The organism is Stenotrophomonas sp. VV52 (assembly GCF_002893095.1).
Lineage (GTDB): Bacteria > Pseudomonadota > Gammaproteobacteria > Xanthomonadales > Xanthomonadaceae > Stenotrophomonas > Stenotrophomonas aracearum.
Genome location: NZ_PKQQ01000011.1, coordinates 55,422 through 78,519 on the forward strand (window position 1 = coordinate 55,422; position 23,098 = coordinate 78,519).

The 23,098-nt window shown below is 65.8% G+C and carries 23 protein-coding genes; 1 reads left to right on the forward strand and 22 read right to left on the reverse strand.

The window, feature by feature from the left end:
- Position 1: 1 nt before the first annotated feature.
- The 8 genes from modA to fusA all read right to left on the reverse strand — a co-directional run bounded on the left by modA (position 2) and on the right by fusA (position 7,860).
- Positions 2-754: a molybdate ABC transporter substrate-binding protein gene (gene modA, locus C2U58_RS16360; protein ID WP_102946815.1), complete on the reverse strand. Its 753-nt coding sequence runs from the start codon at positions 752-754 to the stop codon at positions 2-4.
- On the reverse strand, positions 751-1,254 hold the full coding sequence (locus tag C2U58_RS16365) for a molybdenum cofactor biosynthesis protein MoaE (protein WP_102946816.1): 504 nt from the start codon (positions 1,252-1,254) through the stop codon (positions 751-753). The genes modA and C2U58_RS16365 overlap by 4 nt, the downstream gene beginning before the upstream one ends.
- Entirely contained in the window at positions 1,251-1,511 is a 261-nt protein-coding gene (locus C2U58_RS16370) for a MoaD/ThiS family protein (RefSeq protein ID WP_102946817.1), read from the reverse strand. The genes C2U58_RS16365 and C2U58_RS16370 overlap by 4 nt, the downstream gene beginning before the upstream one ends.
- Positions 1,508-2,767: a gephyrin-like molybdotransferase Glp gene (gene glp, locus C2U58_RS16375; RefSeq protein WP_102946818.1), complete on the reverse strand. Its 1,260-nt coding sequence runs from the start codon at positions 2,765-2,767 to the stop codon at positions 1,508-1,510. The genes C2U58_RS16370 and glp overlap by 4 nt, the downstream gene beginning before the upstream one ends.
- Complete coding sequence (gene moaCB, locus C2U58_RS16380; RefSeq protein ID WP_102946819.1) at positions 2,764-3,762, reverse strand: bifunctional molybdenum cofactor biosynthesis protein MoaC/MoaB; 999 nt, start codon at positions 3,760-3,762, stop codon at positions 2,764-2,766. The genes glp and moaCB overlap by 4 nt, the downstream gene beginning before the upstream one ends.
- 7 nt (positions 3,763-3,769) lie before the next feature.
- Positions 3,770-4,774 carry a GTP 3',8-cyclase MoaA gene (gene moaA, locus C2U58_RS16385; protein ID WP_102946820.1) on the reverse strand — a complete coding sequence of 335 codons (1,005 nt, stop codon included), beginning with the start codon at positions 4,772-4,774 and terminating at the stop codon, positions 3,770-3,772.
- Positions 4,775-4,817: 43 nt separating this feature from the next.
- Positions 4,818-5,747 (reverse strand): M14 family metallocarboxypeptidase, encoded by a 930-nt coding sequence (locus tag C2U58_RS16390; protein WP_102946821.1) that lies wholly within the window; start codon positions 5,745-5,747, stop codon positions 4,818-4,820.
- 70 nt (positions 5,748-5,817) lie between these two features.
- Entirely contained in the window at positions 5,818-7,860 is a 2,043-nt protein-coding gene (fusA, locus tag C2U58_RS16395) for an elongation factor G (RefSeq protein WP_102946822.1), read from the reverse strand.
- 508 nt (positions 7,861-8,368) lie between these two features.
- Between fusA and C2U58_RS16400 the strand changes: the two genes are divergently transcribed.
- Positions 8,369-10,552, forward strand: a complete 2,184-nt coding sequence (locus C2U58_RS16400; RefSeq protein ID WP_253256771.1) for a TonB-dependent siderophore receptor — start codon at positions 8,369-8,371, stop codon at positions 10,550-10,552.
- 132 nt (positions 10,553-10,684) lie between these two features.
- Here C2U58_RS16400 and C2U58_RS16405 read toward each other — a convergent pair whose 3' ends face one another.
- The 14 genes from C2U58_RS16405 to C2U58_RS16470 form a co-directional block, all read right to left on the reverse strand.
- Entirely contained in the window at positions 10,685-10,981 is a 297-nt protein-coding gene (locus tag C2U58_RS16405) for an antibiotic biosynthesis monooxygenase (RefSeq protein WP_102946823.1), read from the reverse strand.
- A complete protein-coding gene (locus tag C2U58_RS16410) occupies positions 10,978-11,991 on the reverse strand; it encodes a zinc-dependent alcohol dehydrogenase family protein (RefSeq protein WP_102946824.1) in 1,014 nt (337 codons plus the stop codon). The genes C2U58_RS16405 and C2U58_RS16410 overlap by 4 nt, the downstream gene beginning before the upstream one ends.
- Before the next feature lie 61 nt (positions 11,992-12,052).
- Positions 12,053-12,355 (reverse strand): metalloregulator ArsR/SmtB family transcription factor, encoded by a 303-nt coding sequence (locus C2U58_RS16415; protein WP_102946825.1) that lies wholly within the window; start codon positions 12,353-12,355, stop codon positions 12,053-12,055.
- A gap of 68 nt (positions 12,356-12,423) precedes the next feature.
- The gene (locus C2U58_RS16420; RefSeq protein WP_102946826.1) at positions 12,424-13,638 is read right to left on the reverse strand and encodes a DUF1120 domain-containing protein; all 1,215 of its coding nucleotides are present in this window, start codon (positions 13,636-13,638) and stop codon (positions 12,424-12,426) included.
- Positions 13,635-16,112 (reverse strand): fimbria/pilus outer membrane usher protein, encoded by a 2,478-nt coding sequence (locus C2U58_RS16425; protein WP_172448167.1) that lies wholly within the window; start codon positions 16,110-16,112, stop codon positions 13,635-13,637. The genes C2U58_RS16420 and C2U58_RS16425 overlap by 4 nt, the downstream gene beginning before the upstream one ends.
- Positions 16,113-16,235: 123 nt before the next feature.
- Positions 16,236-16,868 carry a DUF1120 domain-containing protein gene (locus tag C2U58_RS16430; protein WP_102946828.1) on the reverse strand — a complete coding sequence of 211 codons (633 nt, stop codon included), beginning with the start codon at positions 16,866-16,868 and terminating at the stop codon, positions 16,236-16,238.
- 27 nt (positions 16,869-16,895) lie between these two features.
- Positions 16,896-17,531, reverse strand: a complete 636-nt coding sequence (locus tag C2U58_RS16435) for a DUF1120 domain-containing protein (protein WP_102946829.1) — start codon at positions 17,529-17,531, stop codon at positions 16,896-16,898.
- Between the two features lie 37 nt (positions 17,532-17,568).
- Positions 17,569-18,210 (reverse strand): DUF1120 domain-containing protein, encoded by a 642-nt coding sequence (locus C2U58_RS16440; protein ID WP_102946830.1) that lies wholly within the window; start codon positions 18,208-18,210, stop codon positions 17,569-17,571.
- Between the two features lie 183 nt (positions 18,211-18,393).
- Complete coding sequence (locus C2U58_RS16445) at positions 18,394-19,122, reverse strand: fimbria/pilus chaperone family protein (protein ID WP_102946831.1); 729 nt, start codon at positions 19,120-19,122, stop codon at positions 18,394-18,396.
- 221 nt (positions 19,123-19,343) lie between these two features.
- Complete coding sequence (locus C2U58_RS16450; protein ID WP_102946832.1) at positions 19,344-19,985, reverse strand: DUF1120 domain-containing protein; 642 nt, start codon at positions 19,983-19,985, stop codon at positions 19,344-19,346.
- 194 nt (positions 19,986-20,179) lie between these two features.
- Entirely contained in the window at positions 20,180-20,815 is a 636-nt protein-coding gene (locus tag C2U58_RS16455; protein WP_102946833.1) for a DUF1120 domain-containing protein, read from the reverse strand.
- A gap of 214 nt (positions 20,816-21,029) precedes the next feature.
- Positions 21,030-21,662: a DUF1120 domain-containing protein gene (locus tag C2U58_RS16460; protein ID WP_172448168.1), complete on the reverse strand. Its 633-nt coding sequence runs from the start codon at positions 21,660-21,662 to the stop codon at positions 21,030-21,032.
- A 25-nt stretch (positions 21,663-21,687) separates the two neighbouring features.
- Positions 21,688-22,323, reverse strand: a complete 636-nt coding sequence (locus C2U58_RS16465; RefSeq protein ID WP_102946835.1) for a DUF1120 domain-containing protein — start codon at positions 22,321-22,323, stop codon at positions 21,688-21,690.
- 77 nt (positions 22,324-22,400) lie between these two features.
- Complete coding sequence (locus C2U58_RS16470) at positions 22,401-23,039, reverse strand: DUF1120 domain-containing protein (protein WP_172448169.1); 639 nt, start codon at positions 23,037-23,039, stop codon at positions 22,401-22,403.
- Positions 23,040-23,098 lie beyond the last annotated feature (59 nt).

Below are 23,098 nucleotides of genomic sequence, written 5' to 3' on the forward strand. Positions count from 1 at the left end.
ATCAGGGCGCGCCGAAGCCGTGCTTCTTCAGGATCGCCAGCCCCTGCGGCGAGCGCACGAACGCCACGAACCGCTTGGCTTCGGCGGCATTGGCGCTGTCCTTGATGACGGCCAATGGGTAGGTGATGGGCGTTTTCAGCGGTACCGCGAACGCCTGCCGCACGCGGTCGCTACCTGCGTTCACGTCGCTGGAGTACACGAAGCCTGCATCCACTTCGCCACGCGCCACGTAGTCCAGCGACTGCCGCACATTCTGTGTCGAGATCGTCTTGGAGCCCATGGCCTTCCACAGGCCGGCATCCTGCAACGCAGTGCGTGCGTAGCGGCCTACCGGCACGCTGTCCGGGTTGCCAATTGCCACGCGCTGCACGCCTGCCCCGCCCAACGCTGCCAGCGAGGTCGGCGCGTTGCGCGCCGCCTTGGGCACCACCACCACCAACTGGTTGCTGGCAAACAGTTGCCGCGTGTCGGCCGCGAGAAGGTTCTGTTGCGCCGCCTGGTCCATGGTCGCGGTGTCGGCCGTGGCCAGCACGTCCACCGGTGCCCCGCGCGCGACCTGCTGCAGCAGCACACCGGATGCGGCGAAGTTCAGGTCCACCTTGGTGCCGGGGTGGGCACGTTCGTACGCCGCGCCAATCTCGCGGAAACTCTCGGTGAGGCTGGACGCGGCCGACACCGTGAGGCCGGCCGCCCCGGCCGGCAACGCGGTGGCCAGCACCGCCAGGCAAAACAGGGTACGCAGGGTACGGATCATGATGCGGTCCTGGGTTCGTTGGAATGATGATCGACCGCCGAGTCCGGCTGGCACAGCGAGCAGCCTTCGCTCCACACGCTGTCGCCGTCTTCGTAATGCTCCTGCTTCCAGATCGGCGAGCGGTGCTTGACCGCTTCAATCAGGGCACGGCACGCGCGGAATGCCTCATCGCGGTGCGGACTGCCTGCCGCTATCACCACCGCAACATCGCCCACCGCGAGTCGGCCCTTCGCGTGGCCCACATACAGCTTGAGCCGGGGTCCGAACTCCGCCTCCACCTCATCGGCAAGCTGCTGGAACGTGTTCAGCACCAGTGGCACGAACAGGTCATAGCTGATGCCCCGCACCGCGCGTCCGTGATTGAGGTCGCGCACCTTGCCGATGAACACATCGATGCCACCGAAACCAGGATCGGACACAAACGCGATCGCGTCGGCCGGATCCAGCGCCTCGTCGGTGCGCTCCACGACATGCAGCCTTTGTCGGGCACCCGCGCTCATCCGCCACTCACCGGCGGCAGTACCGCCACCCGCCCATCGCCCGGCAACGGTTCGCTGTCGCGCAGCACCCGCTGCTCATCAGCAAACGCACTGTAGGCCAGCAGTCCACAGCGGAACGAAGGCCAGCCCTGCATCAGCTGCACCTGCATCGCCCTGCGCAGATCCTCCACCCGATCACCCTCCACCTCCACCTGCAGCACCCGCCCGGGCACCAGTTCAGAGAATGCGCCGAACAGCTGCACCTGGATCGTCCTCATGCCTCCTCCCTCGTGGCCAGCTGCACCGGCTCGCGGTGCCCCCAGCCCACTACCTGAACCGGCGTGCCCGCGCGGGCCACCTCGTCGCCATCGATCTCCAGCACCACCCAGCCATTCGCCTGCAGCGTCGTCATCAGCCGGAACGATTCCTGCCCTGCCAGCACGCGCGCCGACACCTGGCCGGTAACATCCAGCTCGACCCGCGCCCGCGCGTGGAAGCGCAGGCCGGTCGGCTTCCGCGTATCTGCCTGCAACGGCACCTGTATCGAACGCTCGGGCGGCAGTCCCAACTGCCGGCGCAACACCGGCTCGATGAAGAAGCGCTGGCCCACGGCCGCCGACACCGGGTTGCCGGGCAAACCGAAATACAACGCGCCTCCGGGCAACTGCGCAAACAGCAGCGGCTTGCCCGGCCGGATCGCGACCTTGTGGAAGTGGAGCGTGGCGCCGCGCGCACGCAGTGCCTCCGGGATGAGGTCGTAACGCCCCTGCGACACGGCACCGGTGCTGACCACCAGCTGCGCACCTGCCGCCAGCGCAAGGTCTACGGCGGCATCGAACGCGTTGGCATCGTCGCCCACAACCCCGTGCCAGACCACCACCGCCCCCGCCTGCTGCAGCCGTTCGAGCAGATAGGGACGATTGCTGTCACGGATCTGCCCGTCATCCAATGCCTGGCCGGCGTCGGTCACCAGTTCCCGCCCGGTGGTGATCACCGCCACGCGCGGTTGCTGGCGCACCTCCACCTCGGCGATGCCCGTAGCGTGGAGCACGGTGAGCGCGTTGGTCGCCAGCGTACTGCCTGCCGCGAGCAGCAGGTCGCCGGTTCGCACGTCCTTCCCGCGCTGGCGGACGAACTGGCCCGGCGCGACCGCCTGCAGCAGTTCAATGCGTTGCGGAGACCCGTCGGCGCGCGACACCACCCGCACCTGCTCGACCGGAATCACGCTGTCCAGCCCATCCGGCATGCGTGCGCCGGTCATGATTTCCCACGCGCCGCCACCGCCTTGGCTGGCACCATCACCTGCTGCCTGCGAACCCTGCACCTCCACCATGGCGCCGACCGGCAGGGGTATGCCTGCGCAGCGCAGCGCGAACCCATCCATCGCCGAGTTGTCGAACGGCGGCAGGCACTGCGGACTGGTGACATCACGTGCCAGGACGCGGCCGCGGGCGTTGCCCAACGATATCGTTTCAGCGGGCAGCACGTCGGCACAGGCCAGCATTCGCCGCAGCGCCTCTGCGTAGTCGATCATCGGTGGTCGGCTCCTTCGACCATGGCCAACGCGTGGCCCAGCACCGGAGCCAGGATCTCCAGGCATTGCGCCGCTGCACGCGGACTGCCCGGCAAGGCGAACACCAGCATCTGCCCCAGCTGCACCACCTCGGCACGACTCAACCAGGCCATCGGGGTGTGCTGCGCGCTCAGGCTGCGCACCATCTGCGCCAGTCCCTCCACGCGGCGACCGCCCACCGAGAGCAGCGCTTCAGGGGTCAGGTCACGTGGCCCCAGGCCGGTACCGCCAGTGCACAGGCACAGCCTTACCCCGGAAATTTCCAGCGCCTGCAATCGGCGCGCCAACGGTTGCACGCCATCGGGCAAGACCTCGGCCGCGCTCACGCTGCCGCCCAGTGCCTGCAGACCCTCCACCAGAAGCGGGCCGGAACGGTCCTCGTAGCTGCCGTCGCTGGCACGGTCGCTCAGGGTGATCACCGCACACGCCACACCGTGCAGGTCGCGCGGCGACCGAGGCTGGTAACGCGCGCGCTCTGCATCGTCCATGCCTTTGGGATGGATCCACAGTCCACGCTTGCCGCCTTCCTTGAACAGCAGGCGCACCGGGCCGATCTCCAGCGCGGGCTCGACCGGCTTGCTCAGGTCGTACAGTGTCAGCAGCGCGGCATTCACGCCGGCCAGGGCTTCCATTTCCACGCCGGTACGCGCTTCGCTCGCACACTCGCACCAGACCCGGATCGCCTGCCGCTCCGGCACCGGGGCGCAGTGCACCCGCACCAGCTCCAGCGGCAAGGGATGGCACAGCGGCATGAGCGCCGATGCCATCTTGGCGCCCTGCAGTCCGGCAATCTCGGCCATCACCAATGCGTCGCCCTTCGGCAGGCGGCGCTCGACGATCAGCGGGTAGGCCACCGGACCGGCCTGCAACTCGCCCACGGCAACGGCGCGCCGACGGGTTACGCGCTTGTCGCGCACATCGGCCATGTGGAACGCTGCGGACATATCGCCACTCATTCGGTACTCATCCTCCAATCGATGCCAGGTTCGGCACCAGGCCGGTCTGGTTCTGGTGCAGCCCGTGCCCGGCCGCCTTCAGGCCAAGCTGGGTGGTGATGCGGGCCAGCAGCGCGTCGCGGTCGTCGTCGTGTTGCAGAAGCGCGCGCAGCGGCACCCCGAACTCACCGAACAGGCACAATCGCAGGTCGCCGCGCGCAGTGACCCGAAGCCGGTTGCAGCCCTGGCAGAAATCCTTCGAATACGGCGCAATCACGCCGATGCGGCCGCGATGATCGGGATGGGTATATTCCCGCGCAGGACCGGCGTCGACAGCACGCGGGCGCAGTCGCCAGCCGGCCGCCAGCAAGTGCTCCACCACTACGCTGGCGCGCAGGTGGTGGCGTTCGAAATAGTCGGCGTTGTCGCCGGTGCGCATCAGTTCGATGAAGCGAACGCTGATCGGGCGGTCGCGCAGGAAGTCCATCCACGCCGGCAATTCGTCGTCGTTGAGTCCGCGCAGCAACACGGCGTTGATCTTCACCGATTCCATCCCGAGCGCCTGTGCCAGCGCCAGGCCTTCCTGGATCTCCGGCAGGCGGTCATGCCCGGTGATCGCGTGGAAGCGCTTGCGGCGCAGGGTGTCCATGCTCACGTTCAACGCGGTGAGCCCGGCGCGGTGCCAGCCCGGCAGGCGCCGCGGCAAAAGGGTGCCATTGGTGGTGATCGCCACCTTGCGGATGCCCGGGACGTCGGCAACGCGCTTGATGATGGTGCCCAGGTCCTTGCGCAGACTCGGTTCCCCACCGGTCAGGCGGATCTTGTGCATGCCCAGCGTTGCGAAGGCGCTCACCAGCCGCCCGATCTCGTCCACCTCAAGGAAACGCGGGCGGCCGTCGGCCTGGTAGCCGTTGGGCAGGCAGTAGCTGCACGAAAAATTGCAGGCCTCGGTCAGCGACAGGCGGAGGTAGGGAAAGCGACGACCGAAGCCATCGGTGAGCGGGTTTTCTGCTGGGGCAGCTCGCTCGTGCACCGGTTCATCCCCCTGCGTTGCCGCCTACCTTAAAGCAGCAACCCTACGGGGGGGACAGTGACGACAATGCAAAATCCAGTCCCGCGCACACCGCCGCCACCTGGGCGGCATTGCACTCCGGGGGCGAGGTCCGCGGGCTGTCCGGGTAGACCTCGGTGGTAGTGGCGAAGCGCGCATCGGTGAAACCGGCACAGGCGCCGATGGAGCGCGACTCACCCCAGACCACGCCGTTGGACTGCAGCGGCAGACCGACCAGGTTGCCCTGCGCGTCGGCCGGGGCAATGTGGGTGATCGGGGCCACGGCCGCGATGAGTGCCTTCTGGAAATCCGGTTCGGGATTTTCGCTGTTGCCGATCACGTAGAACCCGTCCGGAATGGACTCGGGCACCCACGCCTTGCCATCGCGCGAGGCCAGCGCCGGGTCGAATTCATGCGCGTCGCTGTCGGTGGTTTCGTGCAGGTCGAGGTGCACCTGCAGGTTGTCGTTGCGTGCGGCGATCCACGCCATCAGCGCGGCCGACTCGGTGATCAGGCCGCCGTCACGGAAACTGCGGTTCGGGTCGAACGCATCGTGGTTCCAGCGCTGGATGCGCTCATAGCCCCAGGGGCAGACACACGGGGCGACGATCAGGTTGAAGCGGCCCGCGTAGGCGCTCGCGTGGTCGCGCAGGAACTGCAGCGCGCCATGCACGCCGCTGGTTTCGTAGCCGTGCACGCCACCGGTGACCAGCGCGGTAGGCAGGGCGAGGTTCCAGTCGCGGGTCATGGCCAGCAGCAGCGGGTAATCATCGTTGCCCGCCTGCAGCTTGCCGTACTGGACGACGGAAAATTCGTCAGGCAGCGCGTTCAGTGCGGCCACCACATCATCCGCGTAGCTGCGCTGCACGACCTGTCGTGCGCGCCAGGCCGCGCGCTCGTAATCGCCCCAAGGCTGGCCGGGCGTGCCGACGGGATAGAAATGGGGGGTGTTCATGGGGACTCCGGCAACGATTGCGCCCATTATAAAGTGGGCCGGCATTGCCGGCCCCCGCCTGTTTCCAAAGTTACGCAGCCTGCACCTCTTCATACCCATTGAAGCGCATGTCGCTGGATGCCCTGCCCTGGGTCAACGACCGCAGTGACGTGGTGTAACCGGACAACTGCGCCAGCGGCGCATAGCCCACCACTTCCGCCCGGCCGCCCTGGTCCTCGATGGACGCGACGCGGCCACTGCGGCGGTTGAGGTCGCCCACCACGTCGCCGACATTCACCGACGGCACGTGGATGGCCACTTCCATCACCGGCTCCAGCAACGTGGTCCCGGCCTGCACCAGCGCGGCTTTCACCGCTTCGGCACCGGCACGGTGGAAGGCCATGTCCGACGAATCCTTGGCATGGGTCTGCCCGTCGACCAGCGCCACCTCGATGCCCACCACCGGATGGCCACGTGGCCCTTCCAGCAGCGCGCTGCGCACGCCCTTCTCCACGGCCGCCACGAACCCGCGCGGAATCACGCCGCCCACGGTGCGGTCGACGAAATGCACCTCGCCGTCCTCGCGCGGGCTGACATCCAGCACCACCCGTGCGTACTGGCCCTGGCCGCCGGTCTGCTTGACCACCTTGCCTTCGACACCACGCACAGCCTGCCGGAGGGTTTCCTGGTAGGCCACCCGCGGCGCACCGGTGCGGACGTTGACGTTCCACTCGGTGCGCAGCCGCTCCACCATCACCTCCAGGTGCAGCTCGCCCATGCCCCAGACCAGGGTTTCACCGCTGTCCGCCTCGGTTTCGACGCGGAACGACGGATCTTCCTGGGCCAGGCTCGAAAGGCCCTGCGCGATGCGGATCAGGTCGGCCGCCTTTTCCGCGGTCAACCGCCACGCCAGCACCGCCTGCTGTGCCCGGATCGCATCGAGCAGCAGCGGGCGCGACGGCGCGCTGAGCGTCTCACCGCTCACCGCGTCCTTCCAGCCCAGCACCGCCACGATGTCGCCGGCCACCGCCTGCTTGATGTCGTGGGTCTGGTCGGCCTGCACCCGCACCAGCCGGCTGACCCGGCGTCCCTGCGCATGCTGCGAACTGGCCAACGCATCGCCGACCTTCAGCGTGCCCGAATACACCCGCACGAAGCTCAACGCACCATGGTGCTGGTGGGTGATCTTGAACAGCAGCGCCGCGAGTGGACCGTTCGGGTCCGGTGGCAGGCTGACCTCGCCGTGCTCCGCGGTGGCGACCACGGGCGGCCGGTCTTCCGGCGCAGGCAGGTAGTCCACGATGGCGTCGAGCAGGGTTTCGATGCCCTTGCTCTTGAACGCAGCACCCGCGAGGACCGGTACGCCGGCACCGGCCAGCGTGGCCCGGCGCAACGCAGCACGCAGCGACGCGGGGTCCACCGCCTCACCGGCCAGCCAGGCCTCGGCCAGCAGCTCGTCATGGTCGGCCACCGCTTCCACCAGTTCTTCGCGACGCGGGTCCCACTGTTCGTGTTCGGCGGGCGTCCATGCGCTGCGCGTCGGCTGGCCGGCGTCGTCCCACAGCACCGTGCTGCGGTCGACCAGGTCGACCCAGCCGTGGAAATCGCTTTCCGCGCCGAGCGGCCAGCCGATCGCCCACGGACGCGCCTGCAGTTTGTCCTGCAGCTGCGCCAGCACGCGCTCGAAGGACGCGCCGATGCGGTCCATCTTGTTGACGAACGCAATCAGCGGCACGCCATGCCGGCGCGCCTGGTGCCACACGGTTTCCGACTGCGGCTGCACGCCGTCCACGGCCGAGAACACCGCCACCGCGCCGTCGAGCACGCGCAGCGAGCGCTCAACTTCAATGGCGAAGTCGATGTGCCCAGGCGTGTCGATCAGGGTCAGGTGGTGGGTGGGTTCGTCGCGCGGCGCCCAATGCGCCTGCACGGCGGCCGCACCGATGGTGATGCCGCGTTCGCGCTCGATCGCCGAGAAGTCGGTGGTGGCGGCGCCGTCATGGACTTCGCCGACGCGATGGATCTCGCCGGTTTTCCACAACAGGCGTTCGGTGAGCGTGGTCTTGCCAGCGTCGATGTGGGCAATGATGCCGAGGTTGCGACGGAGGTTCCGGGTCTGGGTCTGGGTGTTCATATGAGTATCTCGCTGCCAACTCTGGGGAGCCGCACGCCGCCGTTGGCTATCGGGCGTGCGGCCAGGTTTGGGGCTCGGCGATCTGGTGCATGGCACGTTCTCCTTCGAATGGTTGTGGAGCGGCTGTGGGAAAGGCAGAAACGAAAAGAGCGCCCGGTGGGCGCTCTGTCTGGGGTCCTGCGGTGATCGTGGATCGATCAGCCGCCCGTGGAGCCTCGAGGCAGACGCGCCCGTTCCGCGCAAGCGCGGTTACGAGTAAAGAACGTCAGGAGCGGCATCGAAGTCATCACGGTGGATCAGGAAGGTGTGCCGCGCATTCTAGACCTGTGGCAGCCGGGCGCAAGCGGTTTTTGGCCACACCCGTGGAACGCTGAACCACTTGAAGTGGCAATCTCTCTCCCAGCAGAACACCTGCCAGGTCACCAAGGTCGGTCGAGACCCGCGACAAAGCGTCACATGCGAATAGGTCGCAATTGCATTGAATGCGCAAGTCCCAGAAAATACGGGAATGAATCTCTCCCCCGCATCGTCCCGCCGCCACCTGCTCACCCTCGCCTGCTGGCTGGCGCTCACGCCGCCCGCCCTGGCCCAATCCGCCACCGACCTCGACGCCGTCCGGGTCAACGCCTACCGCGCCACCAACAGCACCAGCGGCGCCACGAAAACCAGCACCGCCATCGCCGAAACCCCGCAGTCCATCGCCGTGATCGAGCGCGCCGAACTGGACGCGCGTGGCGTGCAGTCGCTCAACGACGCCATGCGCTACGTCGCCGGTGTCAGCCTGGAAAGCAGCGGCATCGACAACCGCGTGGACGACTTCCGCATCCGCGGTTTCGACGCCGGCAGCTGGGCCAACAACGTGACGCTCGACGGCATGCGCGCCCCGCAGGGCAGCCAGTGGAACCGCAGCATGTTCGACAGCTGGAACCTGGACCGGGTCGAAGTGCTCAAGGGCCCGTCTGCGGTGATGTACGGCCAGGTCGCCCCCGGCGGCATGGTCAACCAGGTCAGCAAGACGCCTACGCCGGACCAGGTCCAGCAGCTACGCCTCGGCGTGGAAGCCAACGGCCAGTACAGCGCCGCGTTCGATGTGGGTACCGGGACGGAAGACAACGCACACCTGGGCCGCCTGGTCGGGCTGTACCGCGACGGCAACACCCAGATCAAGCACACCGCGCAGGAGCACTGGTTCCTCGCCCCCAGCTACACCTGGCAGATCGCCGAGCGCACCCGCCTGACCCTGCTTGGCATGTACCAGAAGGACGACGGCGGCTCCACCTACCAGTTCCTGCCGATGGCCGGCACGCTCAACCCCACGCAATACGGTCATATGAAGAACAGTACCTTCATCGGCCAGCCGGACTGGAACACGTTCGACCGCACCCTGTGGACCGCAGGCTGGATGTTCGAACACGCCTTCAACGACCACCTCACCCTGACCCAGAACGCGCGCCGCACGCATGTGGACTCGCTGTACCGCGGCGTGGTCACCTTCGGCGCGCTCAACGCCGACGGCCGCACCCAGAACCGTCGCGGCGTACAGGGCACCGGCGACTCGGACGGCGACACCTTCGACACCCGCCTGCAGGCATGTTTCGCCACCGGCGCGGTCGACCACACCGTGCTGCTCGGCTGGGACTGGCAGCGAGCGGACTGGGGGGGCGTGCGCAGTGCGATGAGCAACCCGCGCCCGATCGACATCTTCAACCCGGTGTACTACCCGTACAACCCCACCATCACCAGCGAGACCCCGACCAGCGGCATCAACCGCCAGAGCGGCATCTACCTGCAGGACCAGCTCGCGGCCGGCAACTGGCGACTCACCCTGGGCGGGCGTTACGACTGGACCAAGGACGACACCCTCAGCGCCACCCGCAACATCGCCACCGGCATCTCGCAGCCGGGGCCGCACAACGTGATCAAGAACGAAGCCTTCACCGGTCGCGGTGGACTGCTGTATGTATTCGAGAATGGGCTGACGCCGTACATCAGCTATGCCGAATCGTTCCAGCCTGCCACCAAGTCGCCGCTGGACAGCTTCACGCAGACCGCGTTCGAACCGGTTACCGGCGCGCAGTGGGAAGCAGGTGTGAAGTATCAGCCGGCGAATGTAGACGGCCTGGTCACCCTGGCCGTGTACGACCTGCGCCAGGAAAACATGATCGTCGACGACCCGGTCGCCAGCCATCGTAATTGCGGCGCCACCGGCACTGCCGTGTGCTCGATCCAGGGCGACGAAGGCCGCGTACGCGGTATCGAACTGGAAGGCCGCATTACTCCCATCGCCGGCCTGAGCCTGATCGGTGCGGCGTCGCGGATGGATTCGGAAATGCTGCGTTCGAGTGCTTACGGCGGAAAGCAGCTGGCCATGGTCCCGGACCTGACGGCCTCGTTCTGGGCCGACTACACCTTCCAGGCCGGCGCCCTGCGCGGGCTCAGCCTGGCGGCAGGTGCGCGTTACAACGGGGTCAGTTATGGCGACAGCGCGAATCTGTACCGTATTCCTTCGTACACCCTGTTCGATGCCGCGATCCGTTACGACCTTGGCCAGTTCGGCAGCACCGACGTCAAGCTTGCGCTCAACGCCAGCAACCTGGCCGACAAACGCTACGTGTCCACCTGCACCGGCGTCTCTTCCTGCTACTACGGCAGCGGCCGCACGGTAATGGCCACCGCCACATTTGGTTGGTAAGGCGCGCGCTTCGGCAGGTACCCTGCGTCCCAGCACCGATCAGCATGGTCGGCAGTTGTCTGGGGACCAACTCTACCAACGGACGAACCACCTGCGGTCGTGCCGGCCCCTGCCGGCACGACCGCGCGCGGTTCAGATCACAAGAGTGCTTTCGATGTGTTGTACCGTCGGTTCTCCAGACAACAGATCCTGCAGCCCAAGCATGAAGACGCGATGGTCTTCGCTGGCCTCGAACATCGGCGTGTGATCGTGCAACGACCGCCAACGTACGATCAGGGTGAACACCTGCGGTGATTCAACGCCCTGCCCCAGCACATGCCCCTGGTAACCATCGGCCCGGCGCAGCAGTGGAGCAACGGCGTCGAAGGCTGCGCGGAAGTCATCCACGCACTCCGGTCGCACCGGCAGTACCGCGATCTCGTGGATCACGCGGCACGCTCGCGGTTGGCCGCAGGCCGCGCGCCTGCAACATCCGCCAGCGGTCCCACGGCAATCGCCACCTTGCCCAGCAGCCCATTGTCCGGCCGCTGCAGGAACGCATGCGCCGCCGCGATCTCCGCCAGCGGGAACACGGCACCCACATGCGGGCGCAGCTGGCCGCGTTCGATCAATGCGCTGAGCTCATCCAGCTTGCCGCGGTTCTGGCGGGTGAACACAAAGTGGTAGCTCGCGTTCTTTCCCCACGCCTGGATCAGGTTCTGCGGTTGTGCGATGTCCACGATCGACACTACCCGCCCCAGCTGGGCCAGCACGTCCGCACTGCGCGCCAGCGTGTCGCCGCCTACCGTGTCGAACACCACATCCACACCGCGCCCACCGGTCTCGTGCTGGATCACCTCTACGTAATCCTCATTTTCAAAGTCGATCACCACGTCCGCACCGAGCGAGCGCACGAATTCGAACTGGCTTTTCCGCGCCGTCGTGTAGACCCGCGCCCCGATGGCCTTGGCCAGCTGGATCGCCACATGGCCCACGCCGCCCGCACCGCCATGCACCAGGATGCTCTCGCCCACCCGCAGCCCCGCGCGCACCGTCAGCGCTTCCCACGCGGTGCCACCCACCAGCGTCACGCTCGCCGCTTCCAGATGGGTCAACGACGGCGGCTTCAAACCGATGATGGCTTCGGCCACCACGTGGTACTCGGCATAGCTGCCCGGGCCGTCGAAGATCTGCGGCGTGTACCAGACCTCGTCGCCCACGCTGAAGGAAGAAACGCCCGGCCCCACCGCCTCTACCACGCCCGACACATCGTGCCCGGTGATCGCCGGCAACGGCACCAGATCGGCGTAGTCGCCACGCCGCACCTGGTAATCCAACGGGTTGATCGAGGTGGCCTGCACCCGCACCAGTACGTGCCCCGCAGGCGGCACCGGCACCGGCACCTCCCGCAGTTCGAACGCTTCCGGCCCACCAAACGACGTCAGTACAACTGCTTTCATGTCAGATCCTGGATTCAATATAGCGACATATCGGGAATTGTCGATATGTCTGGACAAAAGCTCACAGCTCTTTCCCGATGATCTCGGCAAGAGCCCGCAGGGTTGTTTCATTGCGCTTGTAATACGTCCACTGCCCGATACGCCTGACCTCGACCAATCCGGCGCGCTGCAGGGTTGCCAGGTAGTCCGACACCGTCGACTGCGACAGACCGACCCCTTCCTGGATGCTGCTCACGCAGACCCCAACCGCATGCACATCGCCCTCGTCCTGCGGGGGGAAGTGTTTTTCCGGGTCCTTCAATCCTTTCAGGATCTCAAGGCGGGTACGGTTGGAGAGGGCTTTGAAGACATCGAGCAGTTCCATGGCGCCAATGTATCGGGATTTCCCGATATGTCAATGAGAGCCTGCTGGAACGCTGAAAACTGGCAGCGTCACAGATACACGATCTCGATCGTTACCGAGCCATCCAGCAGGATTTCATCCCCGTCCTCCAGAGTGGAGGCAGGCGCCAGCTGCACGTCCACCTGCAGCGGTGCGCTCAGATTGTCCACCGCGGCGGGAACCGCGTGTCCGGGCTGGGCAAAGCCATACACCGTCGACTGCGCATCGAAGCGCTGCAGCGGCGAACCTTCCGGGTGAACCGCCCAACTGCTGGCGCGTTCGCCGCTGCCCTGCACTACCTGCATCAACTTGCCGTCCGCGATGGCCGCACCGAACGACAGCACATAGATGCCCGCCACCCCACCTTCGCGCGGCGTGATCGCAAAGCGTCCGGGGTCGGGAACACCCGCTGCCCATCCGGCGGCGTCCGCACCAGCCCGGTTGTCCAGGAGCTTCACCGCCAGCAGCGCCGGCCCGCTGCAGTTCAACTGCAGCTGCACCGTGCGCGGTGGCAATCCGGTGGCCGCATCCGCGTGCAGGCTGCTGCGTGGCACCGTGCCCAGGTCGAGCGAGGCCGGGCTCAGCCGTGGCGTGCAGGCACTGGGCATCGCCTGCGCACGCTGCCCCAGCGCCACGAACTGGCGCGCGTCCTCCGCGTCGATGATGCCTTCCGCTTCCCACGCCTGCGCGTCTCGCACCGACGCCAGGTCCGTGGTCACCCAGGCCTGCACGTCGATCTGCGCCGACAACCGGCTGCCCGGCACCTGCATGCCCGCGCGCATCGGCACCCAGGCATGCTCGGGCACCCATTCCAGCACCTCGGCAATGGTGCTGGGCGGCTCACCGGGTACCGTCACCAGCCCGATGTCCACCGGCTGTTCGTCCACCCCCACGTCGTGCACGCGCAGGGTGTAAAACCCCGCGCCGCCCAGATCGAACGTGGACGGGTCGCGCGACGGCGCATGGAACAGCATGGTCAGGTTGATCGGTTGCGGGCACACCAGGTTGAGGAACAGGGTGTGCGCCGGCAGTGCCATCCCGCTCGGTCTTATCAGCCCAGGCCCGCGCGCCAGGCCCGGTCCCTGCCCTGGCAGGAACGGGCGGCTGATTCCCTGCGCACGGGTAAGCTGCCCGTAGTCGATCATCCCCGGCGACAGGGTCATCGTGCAGCGCTTGAGCGGGTCGATCCGCCCCTGCGCCGGCAGCCAGGCCGCCAGCAGCAGCGCGCACAGCAGGATCCGTGCTGCAACGCCGTGCATACTCATTGGGAAGGCTCCGCTGCGCCGGGCATGCAGGTAACCGTTGCAACCGGCATCATCACGTCTCCATCCTCGTCCTCATCCAGCCGATAGGTGAGCGTGCAGACGCTTTCATCAGGCAGGTGCAGTTCCAGTGTTTCGCCGTCCACCGCGTCGTACACGAACAGCGAGCCACCGGCGGTGACCATGCCCACCAGGTCGTCATTGGTGCGGAACGCGGTGGTGCCGCGCGGCAGCGCGCTGCCGTCCGGATGCTTCGGCAGCAGCTGCATGCGCCGGCTGTAACGCGTCGCCAGGTCGACCTGCGCGACGGCACCGCGGCCCGCCTCCAGCGATATCGCGCCGTTGTCCAGCAGCATGTTGCGCGGCAGGCTGGCGGTGTCCACCTCCACCATGCTGGTGGCATAGGGCGTCAGCTGTGCCACCACCGCCTTGCCCCAGGAATCGGTCCACACCGGCCCATAGGGCGTACTGATCTCCACGCCTGACACCTTGTCGCTCAGCGCAACGATGCCGAACGTGTCCTGGATCGGGTATGGCGACACCGTCACCCCGCGGCCGTGCATCGCCACGCCGCCACTGAGCAGCACTGAACTGGACGAATTGCCCAGGCTGGAGCGCGTGTACGACGCACTGGTCTGCAGGTAGCGCGGCAACCACGCCGCCGAGGCACTGGTGTCGGTCCTGCCGCTGAACGTATCGCGGTCCACCCCCAGCCGATAGCTCAGGGTGTTGCTGGGCGCGTCGGTGTAGGACAACCCGATGCGCTCGCCGGAGCGATCATGCTGCACATTGGTGCGCGCACGCCGACGCTCACCCAGCGGCACGCTCACGCTCAGGTACACCCGGTACGCGTCGCCCTCCACGGTGTCGTTGCGGCTGTCCGGCACGTCGCGCTGGGCCAGGTCGCGCTCGGCATTGAGCGACACCGTGGCCCAGCGGAAATTCCGGCCCCACGACAACGATGCGCGCGAGGTCGGGCGACCGTCGAAGACGGTAGCGCGCGAGTACCCCGCGCTGATCGAACCCAGCCAGCGCGTGGACCAGCTCAGGGACACATGGGCCTGCTCCCGGTAGCGCGCGCGGCTGGTGTCGTCGGTGGTGGCTGACACCACATCGACCAGCTCACGGTACTCGCGCGACTGCATTGCCACGCCAGCGTTCAAGGACAGCTGGCTGCCCAGCGTCTGCTGCAGCCCGAGCCCCGCATGCCAGCCGCGGCGCGTGCCTTCGTCATCCTTCGCATGTGAGAGCAGCACGTACGGGCTCAGCGACGTTCCGAAGCGCCAGCCCACGAAGCCGCTGGCACCCAGCGCGGTGTAGTCCTGCGCCGCCATCGCCGCCACGCTCCCGGTGCCCCAGCCGCCCAGCGCCCCACTCCAGCTGGCGCTGGCCACCCACGGTTGCCGCCCCGGCGCCAGTTCCACGTTGCGCACCCGCCCCACTGCAACGGTATATCCGCTCTGTGGCCGCACCAGTCCGGCCAGGGCCACGGCCGGCACGGTGAAACCATGCTCGCTGCCGTCGGCCTCGACCACCTTCACATCCACATCGGTCAGCGCCGACAGCGGCGGCAGTCCGGACAAGGTGAAACGCCCCGCCTCGACCACGGTGACGTACAGCAGCACGTCGCGCTGGCGCACTTCCACCCGCGCGTTGGAATTGGCGATGCCGGTGATCACCGGGCCGTCGCCCACCTGCAATGCCGCTTCGGGCAGCAGCTGGATACCGGTGATCGAGGTACCGGGCAGCACCGGGGTCAACATGTCCAGCTCACCCAGCTGCACCACCGTCTTCCAGCGTGCGAATGTACGTTGCGCGTAGCTCTGGGTGACGTCGAACGTGGTCTTCTCGTCCGACCGCGTGTAGCTCTGGCGGCTGCGCAGGATCCAGTCGCCGGCATTGAAGCCGGCCTCGGTAATGGCGGCCACGTAGGTACTGGCGCCGCTGCTGCTGTCGCTGCGGGTGGTCATCACGCTGTAGTTGAACAGCGCGCCCACCCCACCCTGCACATAGCCGCCCACGCCTTCCCGCCCGGGTAGGCGGCTGTCGCCGGGCACCAGCAGGGTCACCGTGCGCTTGCCCGGATCCTTTTCAACCACGGTCGCCGGATAGGCGTTCCTGAAGTCGTCGCAGGCTACTGTGCCGCCGGGTCCTGTGGCCTTCGGCAGTTTCAGTGCAGCGCGTTCCAGCAGTGCCTCGTCCAGGCACAGCCTGCCCTCCTCGTCGAAGGTGACCTCCGCCTGGCCGATCCGCTGCTGGTTGACCATCAGCGTGACCGTCTGCTTGCCGGGGGTGTAGCGCGCGCCCCGGCTCAGGTACTCGCCCAGCTTTGGGTCCAGGCCGCGCTGACGCAGCAGGTCGGCGTCGAACACAAGTACGTCGTCGTCCTCCGGCTCATCCTGCGGTTCTTCGGCCGTCGCTTCCTGCCCGCGCGCAGGCGTGGCCAGCAGGCAGCCGCACAGCAGCAGGCCGCTCATCCATGTCGCCGCTTGAACGGTCGGTGTTTGGCCCATCGCCCCGTGCCTGCTGCCATGAATCCCCCGATTCACCCGCCGCCACAACCGCGCCCGGCGGTTGCAGCCTTACCGCGCATACACTGCTTACAGGTAAATCACATTGAGCGTGATGTTGCCGGTGATATCCACTTCACCGGTCAGGCGCATGATGTCGGTGGGCTGGATCCTGACCCCGACCACCAGATTGCCCGTCAACGACGTGATCGGCGCGGGCCCGGTCGACACGCCCTGTTCCGTAGTGAATCCGCGCAACGCATCGGGAATGATCGGACTCAGGGGTGCCGCGGCGGACGCGTCCCAGGTGGTGCCGCTGTCCAGCGACTGGGTGCCGTAGGCGGCAGCGTCGTCAGCCGTGGCATCCCCTACGCTCAGCTCGGCGCCACCGATGCGCTCCGATTCCGGGGTCATGCCCAGGCCATACATCTGCGTGTAAATGGAGCTTTCCTGCCGGTTGTCGATGCCCTCCAGTGCGAAGCGCATCGGGGAATCGCAGCTCACCGCCAGGGTCATCGTCCGCGGCTCCAGATCCGTAGGCCGATCGGTATTGAGATTGGCGGTATTGAGCGTGCCCAGATCGACAACACCGTTGCCGCCGAGCTGGATATCGCACGACCCCGGGTGGATGATGCCGGTGACGGAGACGTCGGTTGACTGCGCCAGGGCGGTCGGAGCTGCGACAACAAACGCGAGCGAAAGCAAGGTCGTGGCGAACTTCATGACGGCATCCTCATCCGGTAGGGGTGCTTACAGATAGATCAGGTCGACGGTGGCGCTGCCGTGGATTGGCACGTTGTCGTCGATGGTCAGTTCGTTGGTGGGCTGGATGTAGGTGCGGACCTCCAGGTTCACCTGGAGCGACGCGAGAGGATCCGGCCCCGTGGTTGCACCCGAGGCCGTGGAGAACCCATTGATGGATTGCTTGCCCAGCCAGGTGGAGCCCGCATTGCCGCTGGGCTCCCATTGCTGCCCGCCATCTTCAGAGCGTGTGTAGTGGACCGTCGCGCCATCGGAGTTGGGGTCCTTGAAGCTGATCACGGCACCGCCGATCCTCTCGCCATCCGGTGACAGCCCCAGCCCGTAGCGGGTCCCCACGGAAGCGCTGTCGCCGGTATTGTCGATTCCCATGAACGCAAACCGCACCGGTATCTGGCAGGTTACAGTCATGGGCACCAGCACGGACCCCAGCGGCGTCTCTTCGTTCGGGTTGAGCTTCTCCAGCAGCGTCGTACCCAGATCGACCACGCCACCGCCTTCCAACACCGTAGTGCAGGCACCCGGAAGCAGGTTTCCGATGATGGTCAGCTCTGCAGACTGCGCAAGGACTCGCGGCGCCGCCGCGAACAGTCCGAACATCAACAGAGCCTTGGTGAACTTCATCATCGCAACCTCCGTAGGCACAGACGTTCCGGGGTGACGGTTACAGGTACATCACGTTGATGGTGGCGCTGCCCCGGATCGGAACTTCGCCGGTGATGGTCATCCCGGCCGTCGGGGCGATATATGCCTTTACCTCAAGTGTGCCCTGCAGGGACTTCACGGCGTCGGGACCGGTGGTAACACCCTGGGTCGTCGCGAAGCCGATCATTCCATCGCGCGGGATGGGCGCCGGACCAGGCACCACGCTGTCGGACCAGGTTTCACCCTGGTTGTACGAAGTGGTCGCAAAGCCGCTCGCGTCGTCGACGGTAACTGCCTTCAGGCCAATCGTTGCACTGCCGATCTTCTCGTCATCGGCGGTACGGCCAAGCCCGTAGCGGTTGGTGACGAACGAGGTGTCGCCGGTGTTGTCGACACCCTGCATCGCGAACCGCACCGCCGAATCGCAGGTCACGGTCATGGTCAGGTCTTTCGACCCGATCATGGTGCTGGTGTCTTCCTCAAGCGAGTTTGAGCGAATGTCGCCGAAGTCGGCAACGCCGCCTTCGCTGAGCGCGACGTTGCAGGCGCCGGGCAGAATCTTGCCGACGATGGTCAGCTCGGTCGACTGCGCAAAAGCATTTGGAGCGTAGGCGGCCGCAGACGCAATGGCCAGCGTCAAAAGCGTGTGGGTGAGCTTCATGGTGTGGTCCTCGTGACGGGTTTGGCGAGCGATATGTTTGGTCAATGGAGTACGAATGCCTGATAGACCCTATTGATCGCCGCAAAGAGTACGGGTCGATTGCGCCACGCCACATGCAAGGTGTTTCAAAACGGGATGCAATGTGTTGCATCCGCATGCAGAGCAGGCGCCGGAAGGCATCCGCTACTTCTCGCCAGTAATCGGCGCCTCGAAATGATCGGTCTGGAACCCGTACACGGTCGCCGGGTGGATACGGACCCTCGTGTCATTCTTTGCGCCAGCCGGCACCTGCACGATGAGCGCTGTATTCGGGCGCACGTATGAATTGCTCAGCCCCAGCACGGTGTTTGACGGCAATGATTCAAACTCCTGGGAGAGGCGGACCACGTAGGGACTGTTGTTCTCCACCTTCAGATCATCGCCGGACCTGGTCCACTTCAGAAACTTCCATGGCTCCCGCTCCAGCGGCAGTCCTTTCGGATGGATGATCAGCGGCAGGTTCTGGCGCACGCTTACGCCCACTTCGTTACGCTTCTGCGCACGCTTGGGCGTGCCCTTCGCTCCCTCGAACACCACCCGGCGCAGGCGCTGTTGTGACGAATCCTGGACGCCCTCAATCGCGGTGAAGGTCACCTGCTGTGTCCCGTTGGGCTTCACACGCGCCGTGGCCGACGCCGGCGAAACCACCACGATATCCGCCGTGTCCTCGTCGATCGGCAGGACATCCACCAGCAGCATGTCCTCGGTCCCGCCCGTGTTGGTAACGTTCATGACGGTGGGATGTTTGGGGTCGGTCGACACGATCACGATCGACTTTTCGGGCTTCATCCCGTCGGCGCAGGCGGTCTGCGCGCTGCCCAACACCACCAGGCCCGCGACAAGGGCGGGAACAGCGAATCGTGCAATAGCCATGGGACCAGCTCCTCAAGGGTGTCCTGGCTGCGTACTACCCGCGCGATGAGGTGAAGCAATGCGCAGCCAATGAATCCCCCGATTCACAAGCCACCCGGCCTGGTGCCGGGACGATGCTGTTGCCTTGCTGGGCGCATTCATGCGCCTGCAGGCGTGAAGTGGCGGTGAAGGTGTGACGCCGACGCACCTCGGGGGAGGTGCGCCGGCGCGCAGTGCAACGCTTACAGGTAGGTCAGGTTGATCGTGGCGCTACCGTTGACGAGCACATCTTCATCGATGGTCAGTTCATCGGTCGGCTGGATCTGCGCAATCACCTTCAGGCTGCCCTGCAGGTTCTTGATCGCGGCCGGGCCGGTGTCGACCGACTGCTCCTTGGCAAAGCCCAGCATGTCGGGCATCGCCAGGGTGAAGTGGCCGCCGGGGTGGCTCTCGTTCCAGGTCAGGCCTTCATCGTAGGAGAAGGTACCGTGCGCGGGCACGCCGTCCGCAGTGACGTCGGCCACCAGGATATTGGCATTGCCGATCTTTTCCTCATTGGCGGTCATGCCCAGGCCGTAGCGATCCGGCTGCGTCGAGGTCTCGGCGGTATTGTCCACGCCCTGGAGGGCGAACCGCACGTCAGACTCGCAGTCGACGTTCATCGGCAGGGTGACCGGCGCCAGCAGCGTGGTGGTGTCCGCGTTGAGCGTATCGGCACGGATATCGCCCAGATCGGCGACGCCGCCGTTGCCGACGCTCACGGTGCACGCACCCGGGAAGATGTTGCCGGTGATGGAGAGATCGGCAGACTGCGCGAAGGCAGACGGGGCGATGGCGGCCGACGAGGCGATGGCCAGGGCAAGCAGCGTGGTGGAGAACTTCATGGGGTATTCCTTGTGGTGGGTTGTCAAACAATCGGATTGGTCAATCGCGAGCGAATGCTTGATTGACCCTGTGGAACGCTGCAAAGATTACGGGCCGATTGCGCCACACCACATGCAATTTCGTTCAAAACGAAGTGCAACTTATTGTATTTAGGGTCGGAAGCGACACGACCGCCCCAGGCCGCCTGGGCCGGTTACAGATAGATGATATTGAGGGTCGCGCTGCCGTTGATCGGCACGATGCTGGTAAGCGTCAGGTTGCGCGCAGGCTGGATATGGGCCAGCAGGCTCAGGCTGCCTCGGAGTGACGCGATCGGGGTCGGGCCGTTGACCGTGCCGGATTCCTTGTTGAAGCCCAGCAGCGAGACCCGCAGGATGCTGGAGCCGCCGCCGCCGCTGGGCTCCCAGGTGGTGCCGCTGTCCAGTGAGGCGGTGCCGTAACCGGGCACGCCATCGGCGATCACGTCGGTCAGCAGCACGTTCACCCCGCCGATCTTCTCACCGGCCGGGGTCAACCCCAGCCCATAGAAATGGATCGCGGTCGAGGTATCGGTGTTGTCGGTCCCCTGCAACGCATACCGTATCGGCGAGTCGCAGGTCACTGCAATCGCGAGCGGATACGGCCCCAGCACGGTGTTGCTGTTGGTATTGAGCATTTTCGCGGGAATCTCGCCCATCTCGACAACGCCGCCATTGTCCAGTGTGACGGCGCACGATGCTGGAGAGATCCGACCTGCAATGGTGACGTCCGCGGACTGTGCGAAAACCGTTTGGCTGATGGCAGCCGTAGGAAGGAACGCCAATGCGAGCAATGTCACGGAACGGTTCATGGTCGGCTCCCTTGGCCAGCCAATCCCCCGATTGACACGTGGGCTCCCTGCAGAGGCAGCCAGGCTTGGACGGACGTCCACGCGCAGGATTGATGCGCCTGAAGACGTGAACTCGCGGTGAAAACCTCCCCGCAGACCCGCCGTTGGTGCGCTCGGGCGCCCCGCATTCCACGGGACGCCCGAGCGCACAAGTCACGTCAGGGGAAGACACCCATTACAGGTACAGGAAGTCGACCGTCATGCTGCCATTGACCGGCACGTCGCCTTCGATGGTCAGCTCATCCCGTCCCTGCAGGTACGTCTTGACTTCAAGGTTGACTTGAAGCGACTTGAACGGATCAGGGCCGGAAACGACCCCCGAGGCGGCGGAGAACCCTGTGAAGCTGTTCTTCCCCAACCAGGTCAGATTGTCGTTTCCGCTCGTCTCCCACTCCAGACCGAGGTCCGGAGAGCGGGTGTAGTGCACGGGTGCGCGGTCCCCAAGGGGATCTCGGTAGCTGATGACGTAGCCGCCGATCTTCTCACCACTTGGAGAGAGCCCCAAGCCGTACCGGGACGCTTCTGATGCGGTGCCATCTGCGTTGTCGATGCCGATGAACGCGAATCGTACTGCGGACTGGCAGGTCACCGTCATTGGCACCACCGTAGCACCCCAGAAGGTCTCACCGGAGGCGTTCAGTTTCTCGGCAAGGATGTCGCCGAGCTCGATGGTGCCGCTGTTTCCAAGCTCGGTGGTGCAGGCGGCCGGAAAGATCTTGCCGGTGATGGCCACGTCGGCCGACTGCGCGGAAGCGCCCGACGCCGCAGCGAGCAGCGCAAGGGCAAGCAGTGATTTGGCGATATTCATTTTCATGCTCCAGTTGCTGCAAGGTTTACAGGTACGTCAGGTTGATTGTGGCGCTGCCATTGATGGCAACGTCTTCGGTCAGAGTCAGCTCTGCAGCAGGCGCAATCCTGGCGACCACACGCACCTGGCCCTGCAGCGCCTTGATCGGAGCAGGCCCGGTGGTGGCGCCCGTCTGGGTTGTGAAGCCCAGGATGTAGTGCTGCATCAGGGGCGGCTGCATGAAGACGTCGTCGCCGGGGCTCCAGGTTTCGCCGTCGTTGTAGGAGCGCGTCCAGTAACCACGCGCACTATCGATATCGATGTCGAAAAAGCGGATGTCCGCACCACCGATCTTCTCGCCCGCAGGCGTCAGGCCCAAGCCGTATTGGTTCTCGACCAAGGTGCTGTCAATGGCGTTGTCGACGCCCACGAACGCAAACCGCACCGGCGATTCGCAGACCACGCCCAGCGACATGTCCACCGGCGCAAGCTCGGTGGTGGTGTCATGCGACAGGGTATCGGTTCGGATGTCGCCCAGGTCGGCGACACCGCCGCCACCCAAGGTCACGGTGCAGGCACCCGGGAAGATATTCCCCGTGATGGAAAGATCGGCCGACTGCGCGAGCGCACCCGGGGCAGCCGAGACCAGCATGAGGGCAAACAAGGTGTTGGAAAGCTTCATGGTAGTTATCTCCCGGATGGTCCCCAGTGTCGACTCCGACGCACCGCAGAGGCGACGCGCCGGAGTCCTTGAAACACTTACAGGTAGGTCAGGTTGATGGTGGCATTGCCCTGGACCGGAACGTCTTCCGTCACGGTCAGCTCGCTGGTCGGGGCGATGGTGGCGCGCACCTTTACAGTGCCCTGCAGGTCCTTGATCGGACTCGGTCCCTGACCGGTTTGTCCAACCTGGAAGCCAAGCATGCTGCCCTTTCCGATCGTGACACTGTCGGGGAACAGGTGAACAATCCAGTTGTCGCCGCCATCGTCCGAGTACATCGCCTTGGCTGCTTCACCGTCGGCGGTGACGTCAACCAGGCCAAGGCGCGCACTGCCGATCTTCTCGTCAGCCGCGGTGACGCCCAACCCATACTGGGCCGGGGCAATCGAACTGTCATTGCTGTTGTCGACACCGTCCAGTGCGAAACGCACTGCAGACTGGCAGGCAACGGTCATGCTCAGATCGACATCGTCGAGCACGGTGGTCATATCCGCCTGCAGCGACTCCAGGCGGATGCTGCCCAGGTCGGCGACACCGCCGTTGCCAAGATCGACAACGCAGGCGCCCGGGAAGATGCGGCCGGTGACGGACAGGTCGGCCGACTGCGCGAAGGCAGACGGGGCGATGGCGGCCGAAGAAGCGATGGCCAGGGCAAGCAGAGTGGTGGAGAACTTCATGGGGTAATTCCTCATAGTGGGTTGTCAAACAATCGATTTGGTCAATCGCTAGCGAGTGC